Source organism: Paraburkholderia sp. 35.1, from assembly GCF_050436525.1.
GTDB classification, from domain to species: domain Bacteria; phylum Pseudomonadota; class Gammaproteobacteria; order Burkholderiales; family Burkholderiaceae; genus Paraburkholderia; species Paraburkholderia tuberum.
This window is the reverse complement of the sequence record NZ_JBNDMJ010000001.1, coordinates 347,761-367,023: the sequence shown is the minus strand read 5'-3', so window position 1 is coordinate 367,023 and position 19,263 is coordinate 347,761. Positions and strand designations below refer to the sequence as shown.

The 19,263-nt window shown below is 60.4% G+C and carries 18 protein-coding genes and 4 pseudogenes; 11 read left to right on the top strand and 11 right to left on the bottom strand.

What is annotated here, in order from left to right; translation table 11 throughout:
• The first annotated feature begins 93 nt into the window (after positions 1–93).
• The gene (locus OKW27_RS02015; protein WP_429332369.1) at positions 94–1,098 is read left to right on the top strand and encodes a universal stress protein; all 1,005 of its coding nucleotides are present in this window, start codon (positions 94–96) and stop codon (positions 1,096–1,098) included.
• Positions 1,099–2,319 carry a multidrug effflux MFS transporter gene (locus OKW27_RS02010; protein WP_429332368.1) on the top strand — a complete coding sequence of 407 codons (1,221 nt, stop codon included), beginning with the start codon at positions 1,099–1,101 and terminating at the stop codon, positions 2,317–2,319.
• 103 nt (positions 2,320–2,422) lie between these two features.
• On the opposite strand, the gene OKW27_RS02005 is transcribed toward OKW27_RS02010, so the two are convergent.
• On the bottom strand, positions 2,423–3,415 hold the full coding sequence (locus OKW27_RS02005) for an AraC family transcriptional regulator (RefSeq protein WP_429289925.1): 993 nt from the start codon (positions 3,413–3,415) through the stop codon (positions 2,423–2,425).
• Between the two features lie 115 nt (positions 3,416–3,530).
• On the opposite strand from OKW27_RS02005, the gene OKW27_RS02000 reads away from it, so the two are divergent.
• The 3 genes from OKW27_RS02000 (at position 3,531) to OKW27_RS01990 (ending at position 6,571) form a co-directional block, all read left to right on the top strand.
• Entirely contained in the window at positions 3,531–4,586 is a 1,056-nt protein-coding gene (locus OKW27_RS02000) for a 3-keto-5-aminohexanoate cleavage protein (protein WP_429332367.1), read from the top strand.
• Between the two features lie 85 nt (positions 4,587–4,671).
• Positions 4,672–5,604: a 3-keto-5-aminohexanoate cleavage protein gene (locus OKW27_RS01995; RefSeq protein WP_429332366.1), complete on the top strand. Its 933-nt coding sequence runs from the start codon at positions 4,672–4,674 to the stop codon at positions 5,602–5,604.
• Positions 5,605–5,725: 121 nt separating this feature from the next.
• Entirely contained in the window at positions 5,726–6,571 is an 846-nt protein-coding gene (locus OKW27_RS01990; protein ID WP_429332365.1) for an SDR family oxidoreductase, read from the top strand.
• Between the two features lie 380 nt (positions 6,572–6,951).
• Here OKW27_RS01990 and OKW27_RS01985 read toward each other — a convergent pair whose 3' ends face one another.
• Complete coding sequence (locus OKW27_RS01985) at positions 6,952–7,206, bottom strand: DUF4148 domain-containing protein (RefSeq protein ID WP_090811392.1); 255 nt, start codon at positions 7,204–7,206, stop codon at positions 6,952–6,954.
• A gap of 69 nt (positions 7,207–7,275) precedes the next feature.
• Complete coding sequence (locus tag OKW27_RS01980) at positions 7,276–7,683, bottom strand: hypothetical protein (RefSeq protein ID WP_143037305.1); 408 nt, start codon at positions 7,681–7,683, stop codon at positions 7,276–7,278.
• Here OKW27_RS01980 and OKW27_RS01975 point away from each other — a divergent pair.
• Positions 7,630–7,995 carry a CcdB family protein gene (locus tag OKW27_RS01975; protein ID WP_429332364.1) on the top strand — a complete coding sequence of 122 codons (366 nt, stop codon included), beginning with the start codon at positions 7,630–7,632 and terminating at the stop codon, positions 7,993–7,995. The genes OKW27_RS01980 and OKW27_RS01975 overlap by 54 nt on opposite strands.
• 340 nt (positions 7,996–8,335) lie before the next feature.
• Here OKW27_RS01975 and OKW27_RS01970 read toward each other — a convergent pair.
• Positions 8,336–8,545 (bottom strand): annotated as a pseudogene (locus OKW27_RS01970) (helix-turn-helix domain-containing protein); the annotation flags it as partial.
• Positions 8,546–8,739: 194 nt separating this feature from the next.
• A pseudogene (locus OKW27_RS01965) lies at positions 8,740–9,171 on the bottom strand (ISNCY family transposase); the annotation flags it as partial.
• Between OKW27_RS01965 and OKW27_RS01960 the strand changes: the two are divergent.
• The 5 genes and pseudogenes from OKW27_RS01960 to OKW27_RS01940 all read left to right on the top strand — a co-directional run.
• Positions 9,171–9,374 (top strand): annotated as a pseudogene (locus tag OKW27_RS01960) (IS66 family transposase); the annotation flags it as partial. The pseudogenes OKW27_RS01965 and OKW27_RS01960 overlap by 1 nt on opposite strands.
• Positions 9,375–9,429: 55 nt before the next feature.
• The gene (gene tnpA / locus OKW27_RS01955) at positions 9,430–9,858 is read left to right on the top strand and encodes an IS66-like element accessory protein TnpA (RefSeq protein WP_244144879.1); all 429 of its coding nucleotides are present in this window, start codon (positions 9,430–9,432) and stop codon (positions 9,856–9,858) included.
• Positions 9,859–9,890: 32 nt separating this feature from the next.
• A complete protein-coding gene (tnpB, locus tag OKW27_RS01950) occupies positions 9,891–10,199 on the top strand; it encodes an IS66 family insertion sequence element accessory protein TnpB (RefSeq protein WP_429332363.1) in 309 nt (102 codons plus the stop codon).
• Positions 10,200–10,229: 30 nt separating this feature from the next.
• Positions 10,230–11,786, top strand: coding sequence for an IS66 family transposase (gene tnpC, locus OKW27_RS01945; RefSeq protein WP_429332362.1), 1,557 nt, complete (start codon positions 10,230–10,232; stop codon positions 11,784–11,786).
• Between the two features lie 64 nt (positions 11,787–11,850).
• Positions 11,851–12,130, top strand: a pseudogene (locus tag OKW27_RS01940) (IS66 family transposase); the annotation flags it as partial.
• Positions 12,131–12,504: 374 nt separating this feature from the next.
• On the opposite strand, the gene OKW27_RS01935 reads toward OKW27_RS01940, so the two are convergent.
• Genes OKW27_RS01935 through OKW27_RS01910 form a run of 6 tightly spaced genes read right to left on the bottom strand, consistent with a single transcriptional unit; the run spans position 12,505 to position 19,006 of the window.
• Complete coding sequence (locus OKW27_RS01935; RefSeq protein WP_429332361.1) at positions 12,505–13,662, bottom strand: PLP-dependent aminotransferase family protein; 1,158 nt, start codon at positions 13,660–13,662, stop codon at positions 12,505–12,507.
• Positions 13,663–13,680: 18 nt separating this feature from the next.
• Positions 13,681–15,264 (bottom strand): class I tRNA ligase family protein, encoded by a 1,584-nt coding sequence (locus OKW27_RS01930; protein WP_429332360.1) that lies wholly within the window; start codon positions 15,262–15,264, stop codon positions 13,681–13,683.
• A gap of 1 nt (position 15,265) precedes the next feature.
• The gene (locus OKW27_RS01925; protein ID WP_090811385.1) at positions 15,266–15,601 is read right to left on the bottom strand and encodes a cupin domain-containing protein; all 336 of its coding nucleotides are present in this window, start codon (positions 15,599–15,601) and stop codon (positions 15,266–15,268) included.
• Positions 15,602–15,617: 16 nt separating this feature from the next.
• Entirely contained in the window at positions 15,618–16,397 is a 780-nt protein-coding gene (locus OKW27_RS01920; RefSeq protein ID WP_429332359.1) for a phytanoyl-CoA dioxygenase family protein, read from the bottom strand.
• A 40-nt stretch (positions 16,398–16,437) separates the two neighbouring features.
• Complete coding sequence (locus OKW27_RS01915) at positions 16,438–17,679, bottom strand: MFS transporter (protein WP_429332358.1); 1,242 nt, start codon at positions 17,677–17,679, stop codon at positions 16,438–16,440.
• Positions 17,680–17,683: 4 nt separating this feature from the next.
• Complete coding sequence (locus tag OKW27_RS01910) at positions 17,684–19,006, bottom strand: lysine N(6)-hydroxylase/L-ornithine N(5)-oxygenase family protein (protein ID WP_429332357.1); 1,323 nt, start codon at positions 19,004–19,006, stop codon at positions 17,684–17,686.
• Positions 19,007–19,263: the final 257 nt, after the last annotated feature.

Below are 19,263 nucleotides of genomic sequence, written 5' to 3'. Positions count from 1 at the left end.
CGGGTTCTGTGGTCCGTTCCCCCCCAACCAATGGGGGGGATTTTTCGCACGATTTTTCCTATCATGGCGGCTCGATGACCAACGAAAGACTACATGCTGCATCATCTCGGCGTATCCATTGATTCGAGCGATCACTGCTCGGAGGCGGCCATACAGGCGCTACAGTTTGCGAGCGCAAATAGCGCGCGGATCAGCCTTTGGTACGCGCAAGGCGTGCCGGATGGTCCGCTGGATCAGCTACGTCGCGAGCACAGGGCGAGCGAAGCTCTGGCCCGGGTGGAAGCCGCCGCGCATGCAATGGGTATACCGACCCGGGCCGGGGCGCTCTTCGCCGCGCAGCCTGCACACGAGCTCCTGAATGCAGCGCAAATCGCCGGATGCGACGCTATTGTTATCGTTAGTGAACCCAAGCGGCTTGCTGAAAACGGGACAGCGACGATCGATATGCTCTCGCACGCATCCGTTCCGGTTTTGACGTTCGGGAGCGGCTGCCTGCCGCCTCGCATTGCCGCCCTTGAACTGCTACATACCGAATACCAGCGACTTATCACCTTATTATTCAAATGGCTCTTCCTTTTGAGCAGCCCAGATCCGCTGCGACAGCGAACGCTGGACCCATATCGGGCGGGCATGCAGGCGGTTGTCGACCACGTGCGCGACACCCTGCATCCACTGCGATGCTGTAAGGAGGCCTGGTTTTTCGGCCCGCTTCGGCAACGCATTGACGACGTGCGCGCTGAAATAGATGAACTCCTGCTTCTTGGACAGCGCGAAGACAAACTGCTTGACGATCTTGAGTCGAAGATCGCGCAGCCGCTGGACAGCGAGTCCGCGGTGGCCGCCCTCGCGGTAGCGCTTGAGCAATACGCGCGGCAAATATGGGCCGCCCGGGGACGGGAACTAGGAGTCATACTGCCGGCGGCACGGCGCCATCTGTCGGCGTCGGACTGGGACAGGCTTCATTCCGGATTCGTCAAGACATGCGGTGGCAGCGCAAGAACGACAGGACGGTTTAAAAGTTTGAGCGTTGCCTTCTGCGCGGCCGCGCAAGACGGTACGAGCCGAGGGTTTGCGGCGAACCTCGATCTGGGCGGTTGAATGTCGACTCGAAACCAGACAGCGGAGATAGCAGAGCGGGAGCCTGGCACCGGGACGATCGTCGTACTCGTCGCGGGACTGTCCATGCTCGGTCAGTTTGCGATCGCCACGTATTTGCCCGCGTTTTCTGCCATGGCGCAGGCGCTACATGCCAGTCCGACGCAAATCCAGCAGTCGTTGTCAGCCTACCTGCTGCCATTCGCAATGATGATTCCCTGGCACGGCGCAATCTCCGACGCAACGGGCCGTCGCCGGATGATTCTGCTCGGCAACGCGCTGTTCACGGTCGGGTCGCTGATGTGCGCTGCCGCCCCAGGAATTTCGCTGCTTTATGCCGGACGGGCACTGCAAGGCATGAGCGCCGGGGCCGGTGTGATTATCGGCCGGGCAATGGTGCGTGACGTCTTCCATGGTACCGACGCACAGAAAATCATGGCGCTGGTCGCGATGATCTTCGCGCTTGCGCCCGCGCTCGCGCCCGTCTGTGGCGGCTGGTTGCTGCTCTGGACCGGGTGGCGCGGCATCTTCATCTTCCTCGCGATACTGTCGGCATCGCTGCTGGTGATCAGCTGGTTTCTCGTGCCCGAGACCCTGCCGCCGTCCCGCCGCCACCCCTTGCATCCGGTTGCACTCGCGGGGGCCTACGCAACCCTGTTCGCGAACCCACGCTTCGTTGCGCTCGCATTCGCCAACGCGGCGGTCAATCTTGGCATCTACCTCTATGTGCTGGCTGCGCCAACCTTCGTGGTGAAGCATCTTGGCCTCGGCGCGCAGTCCTTCGGCTATCTTTTTGTGCCTATCGTGGTGGGCCTGATCGCCGGCGCGGCCATCGCACACCGTATCGCCGGGCAGGGCAGTCCGGTGCGTAGCGTGATGCTTGGCCATATGGTGATGATCGCCGCCGGCGTCATCAACATCGGCGTCAACGCGGTGCACGCATCGCCATTGCCGTGGAGTCTGGTGGCGCTGCCCATCTTTGCGGCCGGCATGATGATCACCCAGCCCAGTCTGCAAGTGATGGCTCTTGACTGTTTCCCGGAGCGGCGCGGGCTGGCGTCCAGCTGTTATGTCACCGTCCAGCAATTCGGAAACTTCCTGTCCTCCGCATTGCTCGTGCCGATACTGCTCGGCAGCACACTCTACATGGCTTTGGGCATGGCGATCTTGCAATGCCTGGGTTTGCTGATGTTCTGCATCGCAAGGCGTGAAGGGGGGGATTGAGCGATCGCCAGTCAATGCAGCGGATTGTGGATCTGTCAACGATATGGCGTCGCCGGCGGCGACGGCCGCCGACTCCATTCCGCGAATTTCCGGGACAGGCCGGTCATTCGCGGCGCCACTTCGAGACACTGCAACCGAAGCGACCCGAGAACCATCTCGAAAAAGCGCTCAATGAAGCGAAGCCCAGCAGCGTCGCCACATCTGACAGCGGCCGTTCGCGGTTCTCAACGTATCGGGTCGCCAGATCGACCCGAACCGCATCGACGATGGTCGAGTAGCTGTGACCGTGATAGACCAGATGACGGTACATGGTCTTGCGGTCCACGCCAAGCTCCTGCGCCACACGTTCGGCTACGCACGCTCCTGTGGGCAGCAGCGCGAACACCAGCTTTCTGACTTTCTCGGGCATCGTCGCGTCCGACTGGGCCATTTTCGCATCGAGGAACTCCCGCGCATGAGGAGCCAAGGCCGGGTCATACGACATGATCGCTGCATCGAGATCCGCTTCGGCCAATACGAGGCCGTCGAAGTCCTGGTTGAACAGAACCGACGTACCGACAAACAAGCGCCGGTGGGTGGCCAGGCTGGCCGGCGCGCTGTGCGTAAAACAGATGCCGCGAGGCTTCCAGCCCGCTCCAAGGAGCTGCTTCAGTATCCGGTACATCACGCAAACGCCGAGCTCGACGGATTGCCGCAGCGATCCTCGCGCATCTATCAGTTCTTGACTGAAAATCGCCACGCCGTCCGCTTCCTCGATGCGCAAGACCAGCGATTCGTTGTGCAAGCCGAAATAGCGCACCAGCGAATTCAAGGCCTTGCGCAGCGTTGGTTCCTCGCGCAGGGCAATAGCCAGCGGTCCAAGGTTCTCCAGTTGACGGGTCTCGGCCATGCGTAGTCCGAAGTCCTCGACGCCCGCAACCTGGGCGGACTCTTCGAGCAGGCGCCTGACGGATTTCGCCGCGATCTTGATGTCCGGATCCAGTAACGCCGATTTGCTGATGCCGACCTTGCGCAACTGCCGATAGGGATCCAGACCGGAAGCGCGTGCAACCTCGACATAGTTCGTCAGGGTTGAGCTTCTCAGCAGGTTCAGCATAGGGGGTCTCCACGTATGCCCCAAAATGTAAAATCGATGCCCCGGAATGTCAAGTTGGCGCTCTCTCCTTCGCGGATACTTTGTCCCATCCGCCGTACCCATCGAGGAGACACAAATGCAATTTCTAGACGATTCCCTGCACCCGGAAAACATGGACAAAGTGGTCATTACGGTGGCCCCGTATGGACCCGAGTGGATGCCGGAAGACTTCCCGGAAGACATTCCGGTGACCATGCAAGAACAGATCGACAAGGCCGTGGAATGCTACGAAGCCGGCGCCACCGTGCTGCACCTGCACGTACGTGAACCCGACGGCAAGGGCTCCAAGCGCCTGTCCATGTTCAATGAACTGATCGCCGGCGTGCGCAAGGCGGTGCCCGACATGATCATCCAGGTCGGAGGCTCCATTTCATTCGCGCCGGAAGACGAGGGCCAGGCCGCCAAGTGGCTGTCGGACGATACCCGTCACGCGTTGGCCGATCTTGACCCGAAGCCGGACCAGGTGACCGTGGCGATCAATACCATCCAGATGAACATCATGGAATTGATCTACCCGGAATACTATAAAGGCACCTCGCTCGACAAGCCGGCTGTGATCGAGGCCTACAGTGAAATGATTGTTCCCGCCGGCCCGGCATGGGTGGAAGAGCACCTGCGCCGCCTGCAGAAAGCCGGCATCCAGCCGCATTTCCAACTGGTCGGCATGCATGCGCTTGAATCGCTGGACCGTCTGGTGCGTCGCGGTGTCTACACGGGTCCGCTGAACCTGACCTGCATCGGCATCGGCGGCGGTCATCATGGCCCGCATCCGTACAATCTGTTCGACTTCATCCAGCGTGCACCGGACGGCTGCACGATTACCGCCGAATCGCTGTTCAAGAACGTGCTTCCGTGGAACACGATGGCGCTGGCCATGGGCCTGCACGCCCGCTGCGGCATCGAGGACACCCTGATCGACCAGCACGGCAAGCGCATGACCTCGGTGCAGCAGGTTCGGCAAACCGTGCGCATCGCCCAGGAACTGGGCCGCGAGATCGCCAACGGCAAGGAAGCAAAGAAAATCTACCGCGTCGGCACCTGGTACAAAGCGGCCGACGAAACCCTGGCCGCCAACGGCATGACGCCGAACCGCAAACCGGGTGAGAAAAACGTTCCGCTGCGCGCTGCGTGACGTCAGACGTGCGAGTTCATCCCGACGGTGCCGGCGTGGTGCGCCGGCACCTGCGGCTCCGTCTTCACGCTAATAGAAGGCGGACATGACACTCCAGAACAAAGTCATCATCACCTGCGCCGTGACGGGCGCGATCCATACTCCTTCAATGTCGCCTTACCTGCCGGTGACGCCCGAGGAGATCACCGACGCGGCGGTCGAGGCCTGCGAGGCAGGCGCAGCCATCGTCCATCTGCATGCGCGCGATCCACAGACGGGCAAACCTGATCAGCGTCCGGAGGCCTTCACGCCCTTCCTGAAATCGATCAAGCAGCGAAGTCCCGCCATCCTCAACCTGACTACAGGCGGCTCGCCCTACATGGCGGTGCAGGAGCGCATGCAGCCGGCCAAACTGTTCAAGCCCGAAATCGCCTCGATGAATATGGGCACCATGAATTTCGGACTTTTTCCCATGCTTAACCGCTTCAACGAGTTCAAGCACGAGTGGGAGCGTCCTTACCTGGAAGGCAGCAAGGAGCTGATCTTCCGCAACACCTACGGTGACCTGGAAACCGTGTTCAAGGAACTGGGCCCGAACAACACGCGCTATGAGTTCGAGTGCTACGACACGGCGCATCTGTACAACGTTGCACATTTCGCCGAGCGCGGCCTGATCAAAGCGCCTTTCTTCATCCAGACAGTGTTCGGCATCCTCGGCGGCATCGGTGCACACCCGGACGACGTGATGCATATGAAGCGCACCGCCGACCGCCTGTTCGGCGGGGAATATCACTGGTCGGTGCTCGGTGCCGGCGCGAGCCAGATGAAAATCGCGGCGATGGCGGCTTCCATGGGTGGCCATGTGCGCGTGGGGCTGGAAGACAGTCTATGGCTGGGTAAAGGCAAGCTTGCCAAAAGCAATGCCGAGCAGGTGAGGAAGGTGCGCCAGATTCTCGAAGGACTGGGCCTGGAGGTCGCCACGCCCGATGAAGCGCGCGAAATTTTGCAGCTCAAGGGCGCGGACCAGCTCGCGCTTTGATGGATCTGAGGACAATGCACCCACCTCAGTACACAAGCTGCATGGAAGGTACACGTGACGCGGTCCACGTCCGCCACTTCGTCGCAGCGCAATCAATCATGGGACTGATCGGGAAGAGTCAATGAACAAATATGTACTGGTCACCGGAACATCCACAGGCATCGGCTACGACGCCGCGCGCGAACTGATCGCCAACGGCTGTCACGTCTTTGGCAGCGTACGCAGCGTCGAGGATGGCGAACGGGTAGGTCATGCGCTGGGCGACGGCTTTAGTCCGCTCGTCTTTGACGTGACCGACGAAGACGCCATCGCTGCGGCCGTCGCAACGGTCGAAGCTATGGTTGGCTCACACGGTTTGACGGGTCTGGTCAACAACGCGGGGATCGCGCCTGTCGGACCGTTGATGCACATGCCGGTCAGCGATTTCAAGCGTCTCCTCGATATCAACGTTACAGGTGTCTTGCGCGTCACCCAGGCGTTTCTGCCGTTGCTCGGTGCCAAACGGGGATCCGCCCATCCGCCGGGGCGCATCGTGAACGTCAGTTCGAATGCCGGCTGCGTCGCCACACCCATGGCTGTGGCCTATTCCACATCGAAGTTTGCGGTGGAAGCGATGACTGATGGCTTGCGTCGAGAGCTGTCAATTTACGGAATTCATGTGGCGGCGATCGAACCCGGTCCGATTCGCACCCCCATCTGGGATAAGGCCCGTCGGTCCGACCTGTATTCACGCTACGCCGCCACCGATTTTTCTGCGGCGATGGAGGCGATGGAAAAAGTCGGGAACGTGGCGGCGATCCGTGGGCAGCCGGTGGAGACGGTCAGCGCGGTCATTCGCGACGCATTGCTCAAACCGAGGCCGAAGGCGCGTTATCCGCTCAATCCGATGTGGCATATCAGCAAGTTCCTGCCCACCCGTCTGTTGGACAAGGCATTGTGCCGGAGATTTAACCTGCGGACTGGTTAGACTCTGCCGCATTAACGCCTGATGGAAGACATTTGGGCCACTAAGCGTTTTGCGGCGCGACAGGACATCTAGCGGGAATCCGCGCGAAATGAGCGGCCAGGACCGGGGCGCCCCCGTCTTGGAAAGCAGGCAGAAACCGAGCGGCTGCGCCGAGAATACTCAACGGTGCGACCACTCGCGCGCGCTGGCGCCCCGTCCGGAGATCCGTGCGACTTCAAGCCTCGATTCGGGCGGCCCTCTCGCGATACGGGAGCCGGAATTGAAAAGCGAAAAGGACCCGCGGCAACTGAACTGGCGAGCCGCAGCGCCCTGAAACGAAGTCGCACGTACACCCTCGAGAGGCCGGGAAGCCAGCCTTCACCGACTATCCGACGAGTCGGCTACTGCTGAATCGGCGCTGTCTCGGCGCGTCGTTGCGCGACGAGGCGCCCAGCAGATAGAGCATTCTCGGGGTAGTAGTACCATTCTTGCGGATTGAAACCGGCGGCAAACCACTCGTTAAGTTCGGCGATTACCTGAGCGCGTGCTTTGGGGGCCGATGGATCATACGATTGCATTGAGGGTTGCCCATACGCCGAGGCCACAGACGACGCACCGAGCAGCGCAATCAGCGCCGGGCGAGAGTAGGTGTTCATGACATGAGCCTCGAAAAGGGGGAGACCGTTTTATTTTAGGCGGTCCCTGCCGAAACGCACCCCCAATTGTCAGCCAGAAACCTCTGACTTATGCGTCAACGGCGACTTGAGGTACGTGCCCGCGACCCATCGGGCCAAGCGATTGCCTGCTTCAACCACGTGCAGGGTCTGTGCGCTCGCAAGCTGTCCGTCCAGGACGCGCAACACCGCCGCGGTCGCGCCATGCGGGCCGAGATGGAAGCCCCCGTCTGCAATCGCGTGGCGAATCGCAATTTCGAGGTGCGCTTCCGCATCCCGGTAAAAGACCTCACTAGCGCATCCGTAGCCCAGCTTCCCCAAGCAATAGGACAGGTAGACGGCGCGCGTCAGTTCGTCCATCGACGTCAGCGTCCCGCCCGTGCCGCGGCATGTAGCTAGCGCCAGATGGTAGCCGAGCGAGATCGAGCAAACATGCTTCGCCGACAACGGCAGAAGCATTGTCTTCGGGAGGTGCGTCCGCATTCGCGGACTGCCGGAACGGCGGGAACGGGGCATCGGGAGGTGAGCGTCCTAACAGGATGCGGAAATACCCGCGTCGTCGTACCGCTAATTCAGGCTGATGCTTTTCCGCCCGGGAAGCTCCCGGCGGACTTCACGCCATCATTCGATATCGGCGGCATCCGGTGCATCCTGCATCCGGCGTTTGTCGCGGCCGTGCCCTTAAGCGAACTGGGGCCGAAGACCGGTTCGCTTGTCGAACACCGTGACCGGATCACGGCCGCGCTGGATCGCCTCCTGGGCGCTTACTGATTATTCTGGACGGTAGACACGCCGGGGCAGGACGTTCCCGCTATCTCAGGCGGGCATAGCAGAGTCGCCGAGCTGCGCCGTCTAGCTTGTCGAGAAGTGTGGCAGCGTGCGACCACGGTATTTATGCAACGGGCTGTTGCACAAATTCCCAAAGGCGAAAGGCTTGCGCGCGCATGTACGCATGTATTTGAGGCCGCCGGGCGAGAACCCGCGCATGTTGGGAAACACTGCCTCGAGATCGCGCGCGAGCCGCTCGACGGCACTGGCACCCTCAGCCTGGTTCCTTCTGCAGGTCGAGGATGTACCGTCTGATCTCCCTGTACAGTGTGACCAGCTCACCGTTTGCGCTGGCCATGGCGCGCCGCCCTGACACGAGTCCTTGCGGCCCGTGTTCACGCAGCCGGCCGACAAGACTACCGATTTGCCGCGTCGTCAGCCCAAGTCGCTCCGCAGCCCGCCACGGTGTGAGCACGCCATCGGCAACATCCTGAATCACTTTGTACCTGTCCAGTTCGCGCATCGTCATCGTGATCCGTTCGGTCGCAGCCATCGCAGCCTCCAGCGCCGAGGTACCGGCCGCTGGTCAGCTTACGCGCCACGGAAGCGGACATTTGAACTTGGCCAGAATCGGACATTACTAAAAAGCCGTCACATCAATCACAAAATTTGTCGAGGCCAGATTGAAATGTCGGGGTTCCAGCAAGATACAGATGTCGGGGTTGAGGGTCGGTTTTGGGTGGTGGGTTAGGGTCGTTTTGCAGTCCTTTTATCTCTCTCTGGAGGGGTTTTTAGCACCGAGCCTCCCGGGTTCTGGTGTGTCCCCATGACTGTCGCATTCCAGTCCTCGAGCGTCACTTCGCGCGGCTTCCTCGTGCCAGGCAGCCGCGCCTTCGTACGCACCGGTTCACTGCGGTTCGTGCGTGACGGTGAGCCGGATATCCGGCGGTTGTCGCGCTGCGCCTGCAGTGCCTGGGCTACCTTCAGCGCATGACCAAGACGCTTGTGCTCCACCACCGCGCCCTGGTCGATCTCGGCAAGCTTGTCGTACTGGACACAGGGCAACGCGACACCATCGGCGCGGATCTCGAGGCGTCCGTCCGGACACTCCCACACGTCGATATGGCGGTGAATCAGCCTGCGGTTGGCCGGCGTATCGTCAAGCAGCCAGATCACGCGACAGCAGCACGAAGACCGGCCGGCTCTGGGTGTATGTGCGCGATGATCGGCCCAGTGGCTCCGTCGAAGCTCCGGCGGTCTGGTTTGCCTATACACCGGATCGTCGCGGCGAACATCCGCAGCGGCATCTTGCCAACTTCAAGGGCGTGCTACAGGCAGACGCGTTCGCGGGCTATGCGGAGCTGTACGTGGGCGGTCAGATTCAGGGTAAGCACCTCACGACGACCGTCGTAGACGACGGCGAGAAGCGACATCAAAGTGGTGCCCATCATTTTCGATTTGATGGACATCACTGTGACAGAGTCGGAAGCCAAGCCGGGTAGCCGCAAGGGACGCCCGAATTATGATCCCGAGTTTCGACGCCGGCTTGCGGCCGCGGCATGCGAGCCTGGTGCGTCGGTCGCGAAGCTGGCGCGGGACAATGGCATCAATGCAAACATGCTGTTCACCTGGCGGCGTCGCTATCGCGAGCAATTGCAGGCGGAAACGACGTCGCTGATTCCCGTGGCGGTGGTCCATGAAACGCCGCCGCAGCGCGTGACGATGCCCTCGGATGCAGGGGCCGTCGGCAACCGGACTACACGAGCCGGGACAATCGAGATCCGGTTCGGTGACCTGGTAGTCAAGGTGGACGGCATCGTCGACGCCGACACGCTACGCGTCGTGCTGGGCAGCGTGCGATCGTGATCTCTCTTCCCACGGGTACACGCGTCTGGCTGGTGGCAGGCGTCACCGACATGCGCTGCGGATTCCAGGGGCTGGCGGCGAAGGTGCAGACGGCGCTCGAGGACAATCCGCTGAGTGGCAACGTGTTCATCTTCCGGGGCCGGCGCGGCGATCTCGTGAAGGTCATGTGGGCGACCGAGGACGGGCTCTGGCTTCTTGCGAAGCGGCTTGAGCGGGGCCGCTTCGTCTGGCCGCAGGCCGATGGCGGCAAGGTCCATCTGACGGCGGCGCAATTGTCGATGTTGCTCGAAGGCATCGATTGGCGGCAGCCGCGTCGCACCGCTGCACTGTCGATGTTGTAAACCGAGCAGAAGACTCGTAAACTGCGCCGCATGTCGAACGGCGCCGAACTTCCTGACGATGTTGCAACCCTGCGAGCCTTGCTGGTCGAGGCTCGTGCCCAGCTTGCCGAGCGCGATCTGGAGATCGAGCAGCTCAAGGCGCAGCTCGACAAGCTTAGGCGTATGCAATTCGGGCGCAAGTCCGAGCAGTTGGACCGGGAGGTTGCACGGCTCGAAACCGCGCTCGAGGACTTGACGGGCGAGCGCGGCGTCTCTGATGTGCGGCGCGCCCGCCAATCAAGCGCGAGCACGCCTGTGGGCGACGCATCGCCGAAAGAAGCGCTGCCGCCGCATCTGCCACGCGAAGAACGCGTACTCGACGCCGACGCGACCTGCCCGAAGTGCGGCAGCGCCATGCAGCCGCTCGGAGAAGACGTGTCCGAGCAGCTCGCCCGCGTCGCGGCAATGTTCAAGGTGATTCGCACGATCCGGCGCAAGACGGTCTGTCCGTGCGGCCACCACTTCTCGCAGCCGCCGATGCCCGGCCTGCCGATTACGCGCAGCATCGCCCATCCGAGCCTGCTGGCCGACATCGTCGTCTCGAAGTACGCTGACCACGCCCCGTTGTACCGGCAGTCGCAGATTGCCGCGCGCGACGGCGTGAAGCTCGACCCGGCCAGCATGGGCCGCTGGGTCGGCCAGTGCGAGGCCCTTTGCGATGCACTGACCGAGGCACTGCGCCGCTACACGGTGGCACCGTCGAAGCTGCACGCGGATGACACGCCTATCCCGGTGCTCGAGCCGGGCAAGAAGAAGACGAAGACTGGGCGCCTGTGGGTGTATGTGCGCGATGACACCCGTTCGGGCTCGACCGAACCGGCCGCAGTGTGGTTTGCTTACTCGCCGGACCGCAAAGGCATCCATCCCCAGACCCATCTGGCCGGATTCGAGGGCATCCTTCAGGCCGACGCCTACAGCGGCTTCAACGAACTGTACGAGAGCGGCAAGATTCGCGAGGCTGCATGCTGGGACCACGCGAGACGGTACATATACGACGTGCATGCCCGAACGCCTACCGAGGCGACCCGGGAGGTGCTCGAGCTGATCGGTGCACTTTACGGCATCGAGGCGGACATCCGCGGCAAACCCGCCGCTGAACGGCTGCGCGTGCGGCAGGAGAAAAGCGTGCCGCTGCTGGCGACCATCAAGACGTGGATGACGGACAAGCTCGCAACGCTGTCGAAGAAATCCGAACTGGCCAAAGCGATCCGTTACTCGCTCAACCAGTGGGATGCGCTCGTGCTGTATTGCGAAGAGGGCCGTGCCGAGATCAGCAACGCCCTGGCGGAAAACGCGCTGCGCTGTGTGAGTCTGGGCCGCAAGAACTTCCTGTTCGCCGGCTCCGACAGCGGAGGCGAGCGGGCAGCCGCGATGTACGGTCTGATCGGCACATGCAAGCTCAACGGGATCAACCCGCGCGCCTACCTCGAATACGTCCTGACCCATATCGCTGACCATCCCATTAACCGCATCGACGAACTGTTGCCCTGGAACGTGGCCACGAAGCTGCCTCGGCAGTCTGGCCCATCGGCGTCTGCTGACACGTAACCCGATTCCCGATCATGCCTCACGCGGGCGCCGCGTTGCGGACGGCCGTCGCGAGGTGCTTACGATTCAGGAGGCAGCATGCATGGCGCACGCACGTCGAAAGCTGCACGATCTGCACGCTGTCCGGCCATCGTCGATCACCGGCGAAGCACTAAAGCGTATTGGCGCACTCTATCGCATCGAAGAGCACATTCGAGGCAAGCCGCCCGAAGAGCGACGGCGCATCCGCCAGGCACACGCCGTTGCGCTGCTTGATGACATGAAGCGGTGGGTTCGAGGCGACGCTTCTCACACTCTCAGCGAAATCGGACACCACCAAAGCGATCCAGTACTCGTTGAATCGCGATACCGCTGATGCAGAGATAGCGTATCAGCACGACCGCGATCGACACGATCAGCAGTTTTCTCACTTGCTCTCCTGTTTCGATTTTGGTCGGAATCCCATACCGTTTACATCGGGTAGGTCTTGATGTTGATATCGGCTGCAGAGCGATGACGTGCTGATCGTACAGAACGCACAGGAATTGACTGGTTCCGAGACACGCGCGAAGGGGGTGTCTGCCTATATAACGGACGGATCCTGAGCGAAATCAGTGACCTGGTACCATGCCGAAAAGCGCTCGTCGACTTGTTTGCGGTAGAGGGCGGCACAGTGGATGTCTTCGCTCGGCCTACGCTTGTACATCTCGCACCGACTATCCGTAGTACTTGGCATTCTCTAGCCACGCCGCTTAAAGCGCGTCGATCTCAGAAGGCTCGCATGCGCATCGTCTATCTGAGCCAAGCCGCGCTCTATCAAACGCGGCTGGAGATAACTGAAGCTTAAGCGTACACGGGCTGCACCGCTCGGCCCATGGTGCTTTCCTTCGACGAGTTTCACATTGTGCTTCCGGCGCACCTCGCCGACCAATTCGGCGGAATCGACGCCTTCGGCAAGCGAGACCCAGAACGAAAATCCACCACTCGGAATCTCGTAATCCGGTTCGCAGAATCGGCAGGCCTGTAACAGCCTATGCATTGCGTCGCGCTTGCTCCGGTAGTGCGTCCTTAGGTGTTCGACGTGAGCGTCCAAAGACGACGACTGCAATAAGGCGAGCGCCATATTGCTGACAATGGGACTCACACCTCCATCGCATTTCAGGTGGGCTAGGCGGTCGACAATTTCCGGCTCGGCCAGCACCCAGCCTACGCGAAGCCCGGGGCCTGAGATTTTGGAGAAGCTATGCACATTGATGATGTTACCGCCCGCCTGCAGAATCTCGGGTGACGCGCCATCATAGGGCAACTCGCTATAAACCAGGTCCTGCACCAGCCGCACGCCGTTGCGGGACAGTAGAGCCTCCACCTCGACCATATGCCGGTGTGCAAAGTATCGTCCAGTCGGATTGTGGAACGCCGGAGTGGTGTAGTACAACCTGGCTCGCCCCTTTGCGTGCAGCAATGCTTGTTCGAGCAGATCGAGGTCGACACCCGAGGAATCCGCACCTACTTGAACCACCGTCGCGCCCGCAATAGAGAAAATGCGCAACGCCCCGAGATAGGACGGGTCCTCGGTCAGCACGACGTCTCCTGGGTTGATAAAAGCATCGGCGAGCAGTTGCAGGGCTTGTGAAGCGCCGTTCGTCAGAATGACATTGCCACGCGCCATCCGGTACCTTTGGCCAAGCTGTCCGCGCAGTTCGGGAAGGCCATAGGCGTCGGTGTACTGCGGTAGGTCGGAGATGCTGACGCCCGTCTCGACGGTAAGCGGGTCCGGCCATTGCAGGCGGGCGAACGTCAAAGGATCGGGAAGCCCATAGGCGAAGTTGACTGTGTCCTTGCCTGAGGTGTAGTCGAATACCCCATAACTGAGCGAAGTGCGACTGCGCATCGACATGACTGGCTCCGTCGTTGGTTACGCGGCATCGACGGCGCGCTGGAAGCGCGATTGATATTGGCGGATGAACGAGTCGGCAATCGGCATTCCGAACGGCGGAAATTCGGCCGTTGCTCTGGGAGGCGTAGCCAATAGCGTAGCGTTTGCGCCGAGTGCCGGTGTCCAATTCTCGCCAAAGAACACGTTTCCATAGCGTTCGGCCAGCACTGGCATCACGGGATGGAGCATGCTCAGAAAGACGGATACGTGCACCGGCCGCCACGTTTCCGGGCTCGTGCCGAAGCCCGTCGCGACGAAGTATTCGTCAATCAGATCGAGGGCGTTCCAGAAGCGTACCTGGTCCATCGCGGTGATATAACGTTGGACTATGTCGTCGTGCGCCGGCGTAAGACCGCTTCCATCGACATTCGCCGAGTGCAGTGAATCGCGGCGGAGGGCGCTTTCCCACGCAAGGATGTGCGAAGCCGACCGGATCAGTTCGCCGATCTGGAAATCGTTATTGTTGGTGCCGAACGGCTTGGCAATCCGAGCGAGCGCATAGCGCAACACACTCGGGTCGACCTGCCGGGATACTTCATCTGCCCAGAGTGCATGGTCGCGGCTGGTCGAGAATTTCTCGCCCTCCAATTTATAGAAGTCCTGGATCGAATGATTTGCCGGAAGCGGGTAGCCGCGCGCAAGCAGGCTGCCAGTCACGCCGATGGTGTAGTAGAAGCGGTTATCTTGGCCCATGAAAAACAGGAGGCGTGTATCGGGGTCGCGCATCACGGTATCGTAGTTGACCTCGTCGCGCGCGCACTGCAAGCGGATCCCCGTCTCGAAACACCAAAGCCCTTCGAACCACGTCATCAACGTTTGCCCCGCAATCTTCGCGGGTGCTTCAAGTGTCACACCCCGGTCGAAAATGCGCGACATAGGCAGCGGCCGCAATTCGTCACGCAACCATGCACGCGCTTTACGCTGGATCGTTTGATCCCATTCACTCCTTTTGATCGCATCGTCAAGCATGGCTGCCATGCGAGGGACGTCGAAAACCGCCTGTTCGATAGGGCGAAGCGATAGCGGTTTGCCGCACGACGTGTGGACTGGCGCTCGCAACTTCGAGTGCTGTTGCGCCAAACCGCAGTTTTCGCACAAGTTGCCGTCGGTGGACGCATCGCACGCGGGGCAGAGGCCGACGGCAAGCGAATCGGCCACGAACTCGTCACAGTTTTCGCAGTAGAGTTGATGGCCATCACGCACATCAATGTAGCCTGCAGCTTCCAGCTCGCGAAAGATGTTCAGACTGTTCTGCTTGTGCGTAGCGTCCGTTGTTCTGATGAAGACATCGGGCTCGATGTGCATTGCCCGCAAGCAATCCATTATCTCGTCGATATGCAACTGCGCGACTTCGTCAATCGGACGACCGAGCTTGCGCGCCTTCACTACCGTATAGGTGCCATGCTCGTCCGCACCTGTGACATGGTAGGCGCGGTGACCTCTCATGCGTTGAAAGCGAACGAAAAGATCGGTGAGCAGATAGACCCCGCCAATATGGCCGAGATGCAGCTTGCCGTTCGGGCAGGGCGGTGCGGGGCAAACGAAAAAAGTGCGTGTGGTCACGTTAGTCCCACCATATCGATAGAAATTTCAGGCTCGCTGCCGGATCGGCATTGCGAATCGCGTGCTCCTGATTCGGTTCGATATAGAGCAGCGTTGAATCTGCGACTGGCCGCGCCTGACCATTCACCTCGAAGACTCCCTTGCCTGAAATGAGTACCCACAGTTCATGCTCGGAATGGGAGTGCAGATTGACAGCGCCCGCCGGCACGACCTCAACAATCGACGTGCCGAACGCTGTTGTCAGGCCAGCGGGCAGATGTTCGAGCAGCCGGCAAACAAGAACGCCGTATTCCGGCCGCATCATGGATGGGTCAATCTGCTTTGTGTACACGCACATCCTCCGCTGAATTACATTAGGTGCGATAGAAAATGCCATTTGGCGGCTTCAGATCGTGGATATCCGATTCCTTTCCTTCGGGTGGGTTGTAGGCACGCTTCAGTTTGTTGTATTCCGTACGCGTGGGGCCACCAGTCGAGGCGCGCTGGAACGCCAGATAGAGCACGCGGCGCGAACGGTTACTTTTGTTGGGCTGCGAATAGTGCGGCGCGTAGTCGTCGAAGACGAAGATGTCGCCGGCCTTCCAGGGCACGGGTTCCCACTTGAACGTCTCGGCCACTTCCGGATGAATCACGCCGCCGGCGTCCATCGGGAACACACCTTTCTGATGGTTGCCCGGACTGAAGAACAGGCCGCCGTTGTCCGGATCGGAATCGTCGATGCCGATGGCGACCACGGCATGAACCATGCGTTCAGGAATTTTGTGCGGGATGTGATAGATGTCCTGATGCGGACGGTAGCCGCCGCTGTCCGGGTACTTGAAGATGAGCAGTTCCTTGAGCATGCGGGTATCTTCATCGAGAAGCGATTCGACAGCCGTCTGGATGCGCTTGTCGGCCAGCAACAGGTCGCGCAGCTCATTGTTGAAGTCTAAAAAGTTCTCTACCTTTGAAACGATCCTGCGGTCGTCCTCGGTCTTCTCGAACCACATCATCCATTTGTTGTCGCTGATTTCCCAGCGCGAAACATCGTTGACCAGAGCAGAAATTTTTTCGCGGGTGACCGGATCGAAAAAGCCCTCTACTTTTAGATATCCATCTTCGTGCCACTTGGATTTTTGCGTTTCATTCAGCATACGAACCACCTCGTTAAAGAACGGAGTTTTCAAGGAGAAGTCAGGCGGCGAAATGCGCCTTCATTCGCATGACGCCGAGTAGCACGACATTGGCGAGTACGGCGCCTAGCAGGGCGACGAGCATTGCATCGGCGCCGAAAACGTGAATCAGAACGCCACATAGGGAAGGGCATCCGAACAGACCGATGAAATAGGCAAGCGTAAAGATTTGCGAAGTCACCGGCACCGATACGCCGTGGTCTCCGGCGAGGTTCACGGCCATGCCGTTCAGGGTCGAGTAGCTCAGTCCGTAGCCCGTGGCGAACAGCGCGGTAGCGACGATATAAAGCGTCGTGCTGCCGTGGTTCAACAGGAACAGTACGAGCGAGGCGCCGGTCAGCAAAAACAATGCGTGCGCCAGTCGCGCGGGCTTGATGCGTCCCATGGTTCTCGCGAGCGACAAGCGCAGTGCCACGCTGATTATCGTGAACGTCAGGAAGAACAGGTCTGGCCTGAGGTTACGCGAGACGGCATAGGGTGTCTGGTAAGTCGCCAGCCCGGCGAAGACACAGGCTGCCAGTGCGATCATTGCGATCGGCACTGCTGTTCGTGCCCTGAGCAGGGCCAACGTGTCTGTCGCGGTAATGGCCACGCGCGTCATCGGTAAACAGGACCTATCCCTCATCGCCTCGCCGGCGATCTTGACGCAGACTGCCGCCACCGCGCATGCCGCAGCGAACAGAAGGTAGGCCAGCGCGATCGAGCCGGTATGTTGGGCGATCAGGCGGCTCAAAGGCGCCGCCATGCCCAGGCCGGCCATTTGCGTGCCGGAGACGAAGGTCAGGTACTGGATACGCGCGTTGGGGCACAGATGATGGATGATTTGCAGCGGCGCGAGTATGAAGAACACGGACCACCCAGCGCCCAACAGCAAACCGCCTGCATAGACGGCACGAATGTCCATTGGCGCAGCGGCGAAGCAGAGCATGCTGCCTGCCATGACGAGCGAGGCCAGCGCGATGGTCGGCATGACACCGATACGCTGGGCTATGCGCCCAGCCACGCAGCAGCAGATCATGGTCGAGACCATGCCGCTCGAAATCACGGCGCCGGCGACACCGCTCTTCATGCCCAGGGATTGCAGGTACTCGGGCAGGAGAAAACTCGTCCCGTACGAAGCGGCGATCACCAGTGACGCGATCAGAAACGGAATGAACGCCCGTAATTGGAGGGATGCCGGCAAGTGCTCGGCGTGTGAGATCGCACGCTCGCCAGTCGATAGATAAATGGAGGAGCCAGTCATGCGCTTACGCCACTGCCGGTTGACGCGAGGCCTGAGGGGCGTCGCACAGTATCGACCCTGCTTCAGTCTCCTGATCCTCAATGCTGTCGAGCAGTTGCCGGTCCGGAACATCCGGATAGAACGCACGACCTAGCAGGCTGTTGATGATGCGGCTGTTCCTGTATGCGACCAGCGAAAGATTGACGCTTTGCAGGCCGTGCTGCACGCGGCTTTGGTTTTGCAGATACACGGGACCGGGCATTGGCGCATCGAAGCGCACGGCGTAATCGGGATCGAGCGTTGGCAGACCGTCTTCACGGCTTGCGCCGTCGAGCAGTTTCTGAACGAATGGCAAATGGCGCGGCTGAAAACCGGTTGCCAGGATGATTCTGTCCGCGCTTATGCCGTTGCGCTGCGACGTGACGAGCGAGGTCAACCCGATATGCCAGCGACCGCTGCGGCGTGTGATCTCGTCCATCGTCACCGAAGGCAACAGACGAAAGCAGTCGGCTAGCGTGCCATGGACGCTGCGTTCGTACAACGCTTCATAGAGCCGGTTGCACAGGCTGGCGGAGATGCCGTCGCTGGTGAGCTTTTCGCTTTCGACGATGGCCCGGCGCTGCTGGATCGGCAGCGTGTGAAAGCGTTGGCTATAACTGGGCATGTATGCTTCATTGACAAATGCGTTGTCGTCCATCGCAAACAGATTGGCGCGCGACGTCGCCCAAGTGATCTTGTCGGGACCTGACTCGGTCAGCATGTGCTCGACGACTTCCGCGCCGCTCTGCCCGCCGCCTACCACCAGCACATGTTCGTCTTCGCTGAACGGTTTCCGGTTAAGGTAGTCGTCTACGTGATAGACCGTCTCGCCAACCACCTGCCGCGCACATGCCGGCACCTTGGGTTCGACGCCGACCCCGACCACTACCGCGCGCGCATGATAGGTGCGCGCGGTAGTGGTCACGCAATAGCCCTTATTGAAAGGCCTGATATCGATCACCTCCTCGCCGAATCGAAGCGTGTCCAGGCATTGCGCGACCCATTGGTAATAGTGGGTGAACTCACGTCGCGACGTGCCGTTTCCACCTTTATTCACGAAGCTGTACAGGCGTCGATGTACAGCGAGATAGTTGAGAAAGGAATATGGGCTCGTGGGATTCACCAAGGTCACACAATCCTTGAGCGGCGACACCTGGAGTTGACTTTGGGACAGCATGAGCCCCGGATGCCAGGAGAATTTTATGCGCTTCTCAAAGAAGAGCGCTCGCAAACCGGTGGGCTGAATGAGCGCCGCGAGGCTTAGATTGAACGGTCCGATACCAATACCGATGACGTCTAGCATGTCCATAGGAACTTGTTCCGCCGTTAGAGGGGAATTGGCCAACCGAGATAGTGCAGCGCAATTCCCGTGGACTAAGGTTGAGGCGGTGGTGTCGGCCTACTGCGTAGCCGATGCCCGCTGCAGGAAAACGAAAGCCGTAGATGACGATCGCTTTTCTTCCTAATGGCATTCTGACCAGCACTATGCTTGGTTTGACTTTACCTCGGGCCGCCTGAGTGAATCATACGAGGAAGTGAGAAGCTGAACACTTTGAACATACGCAA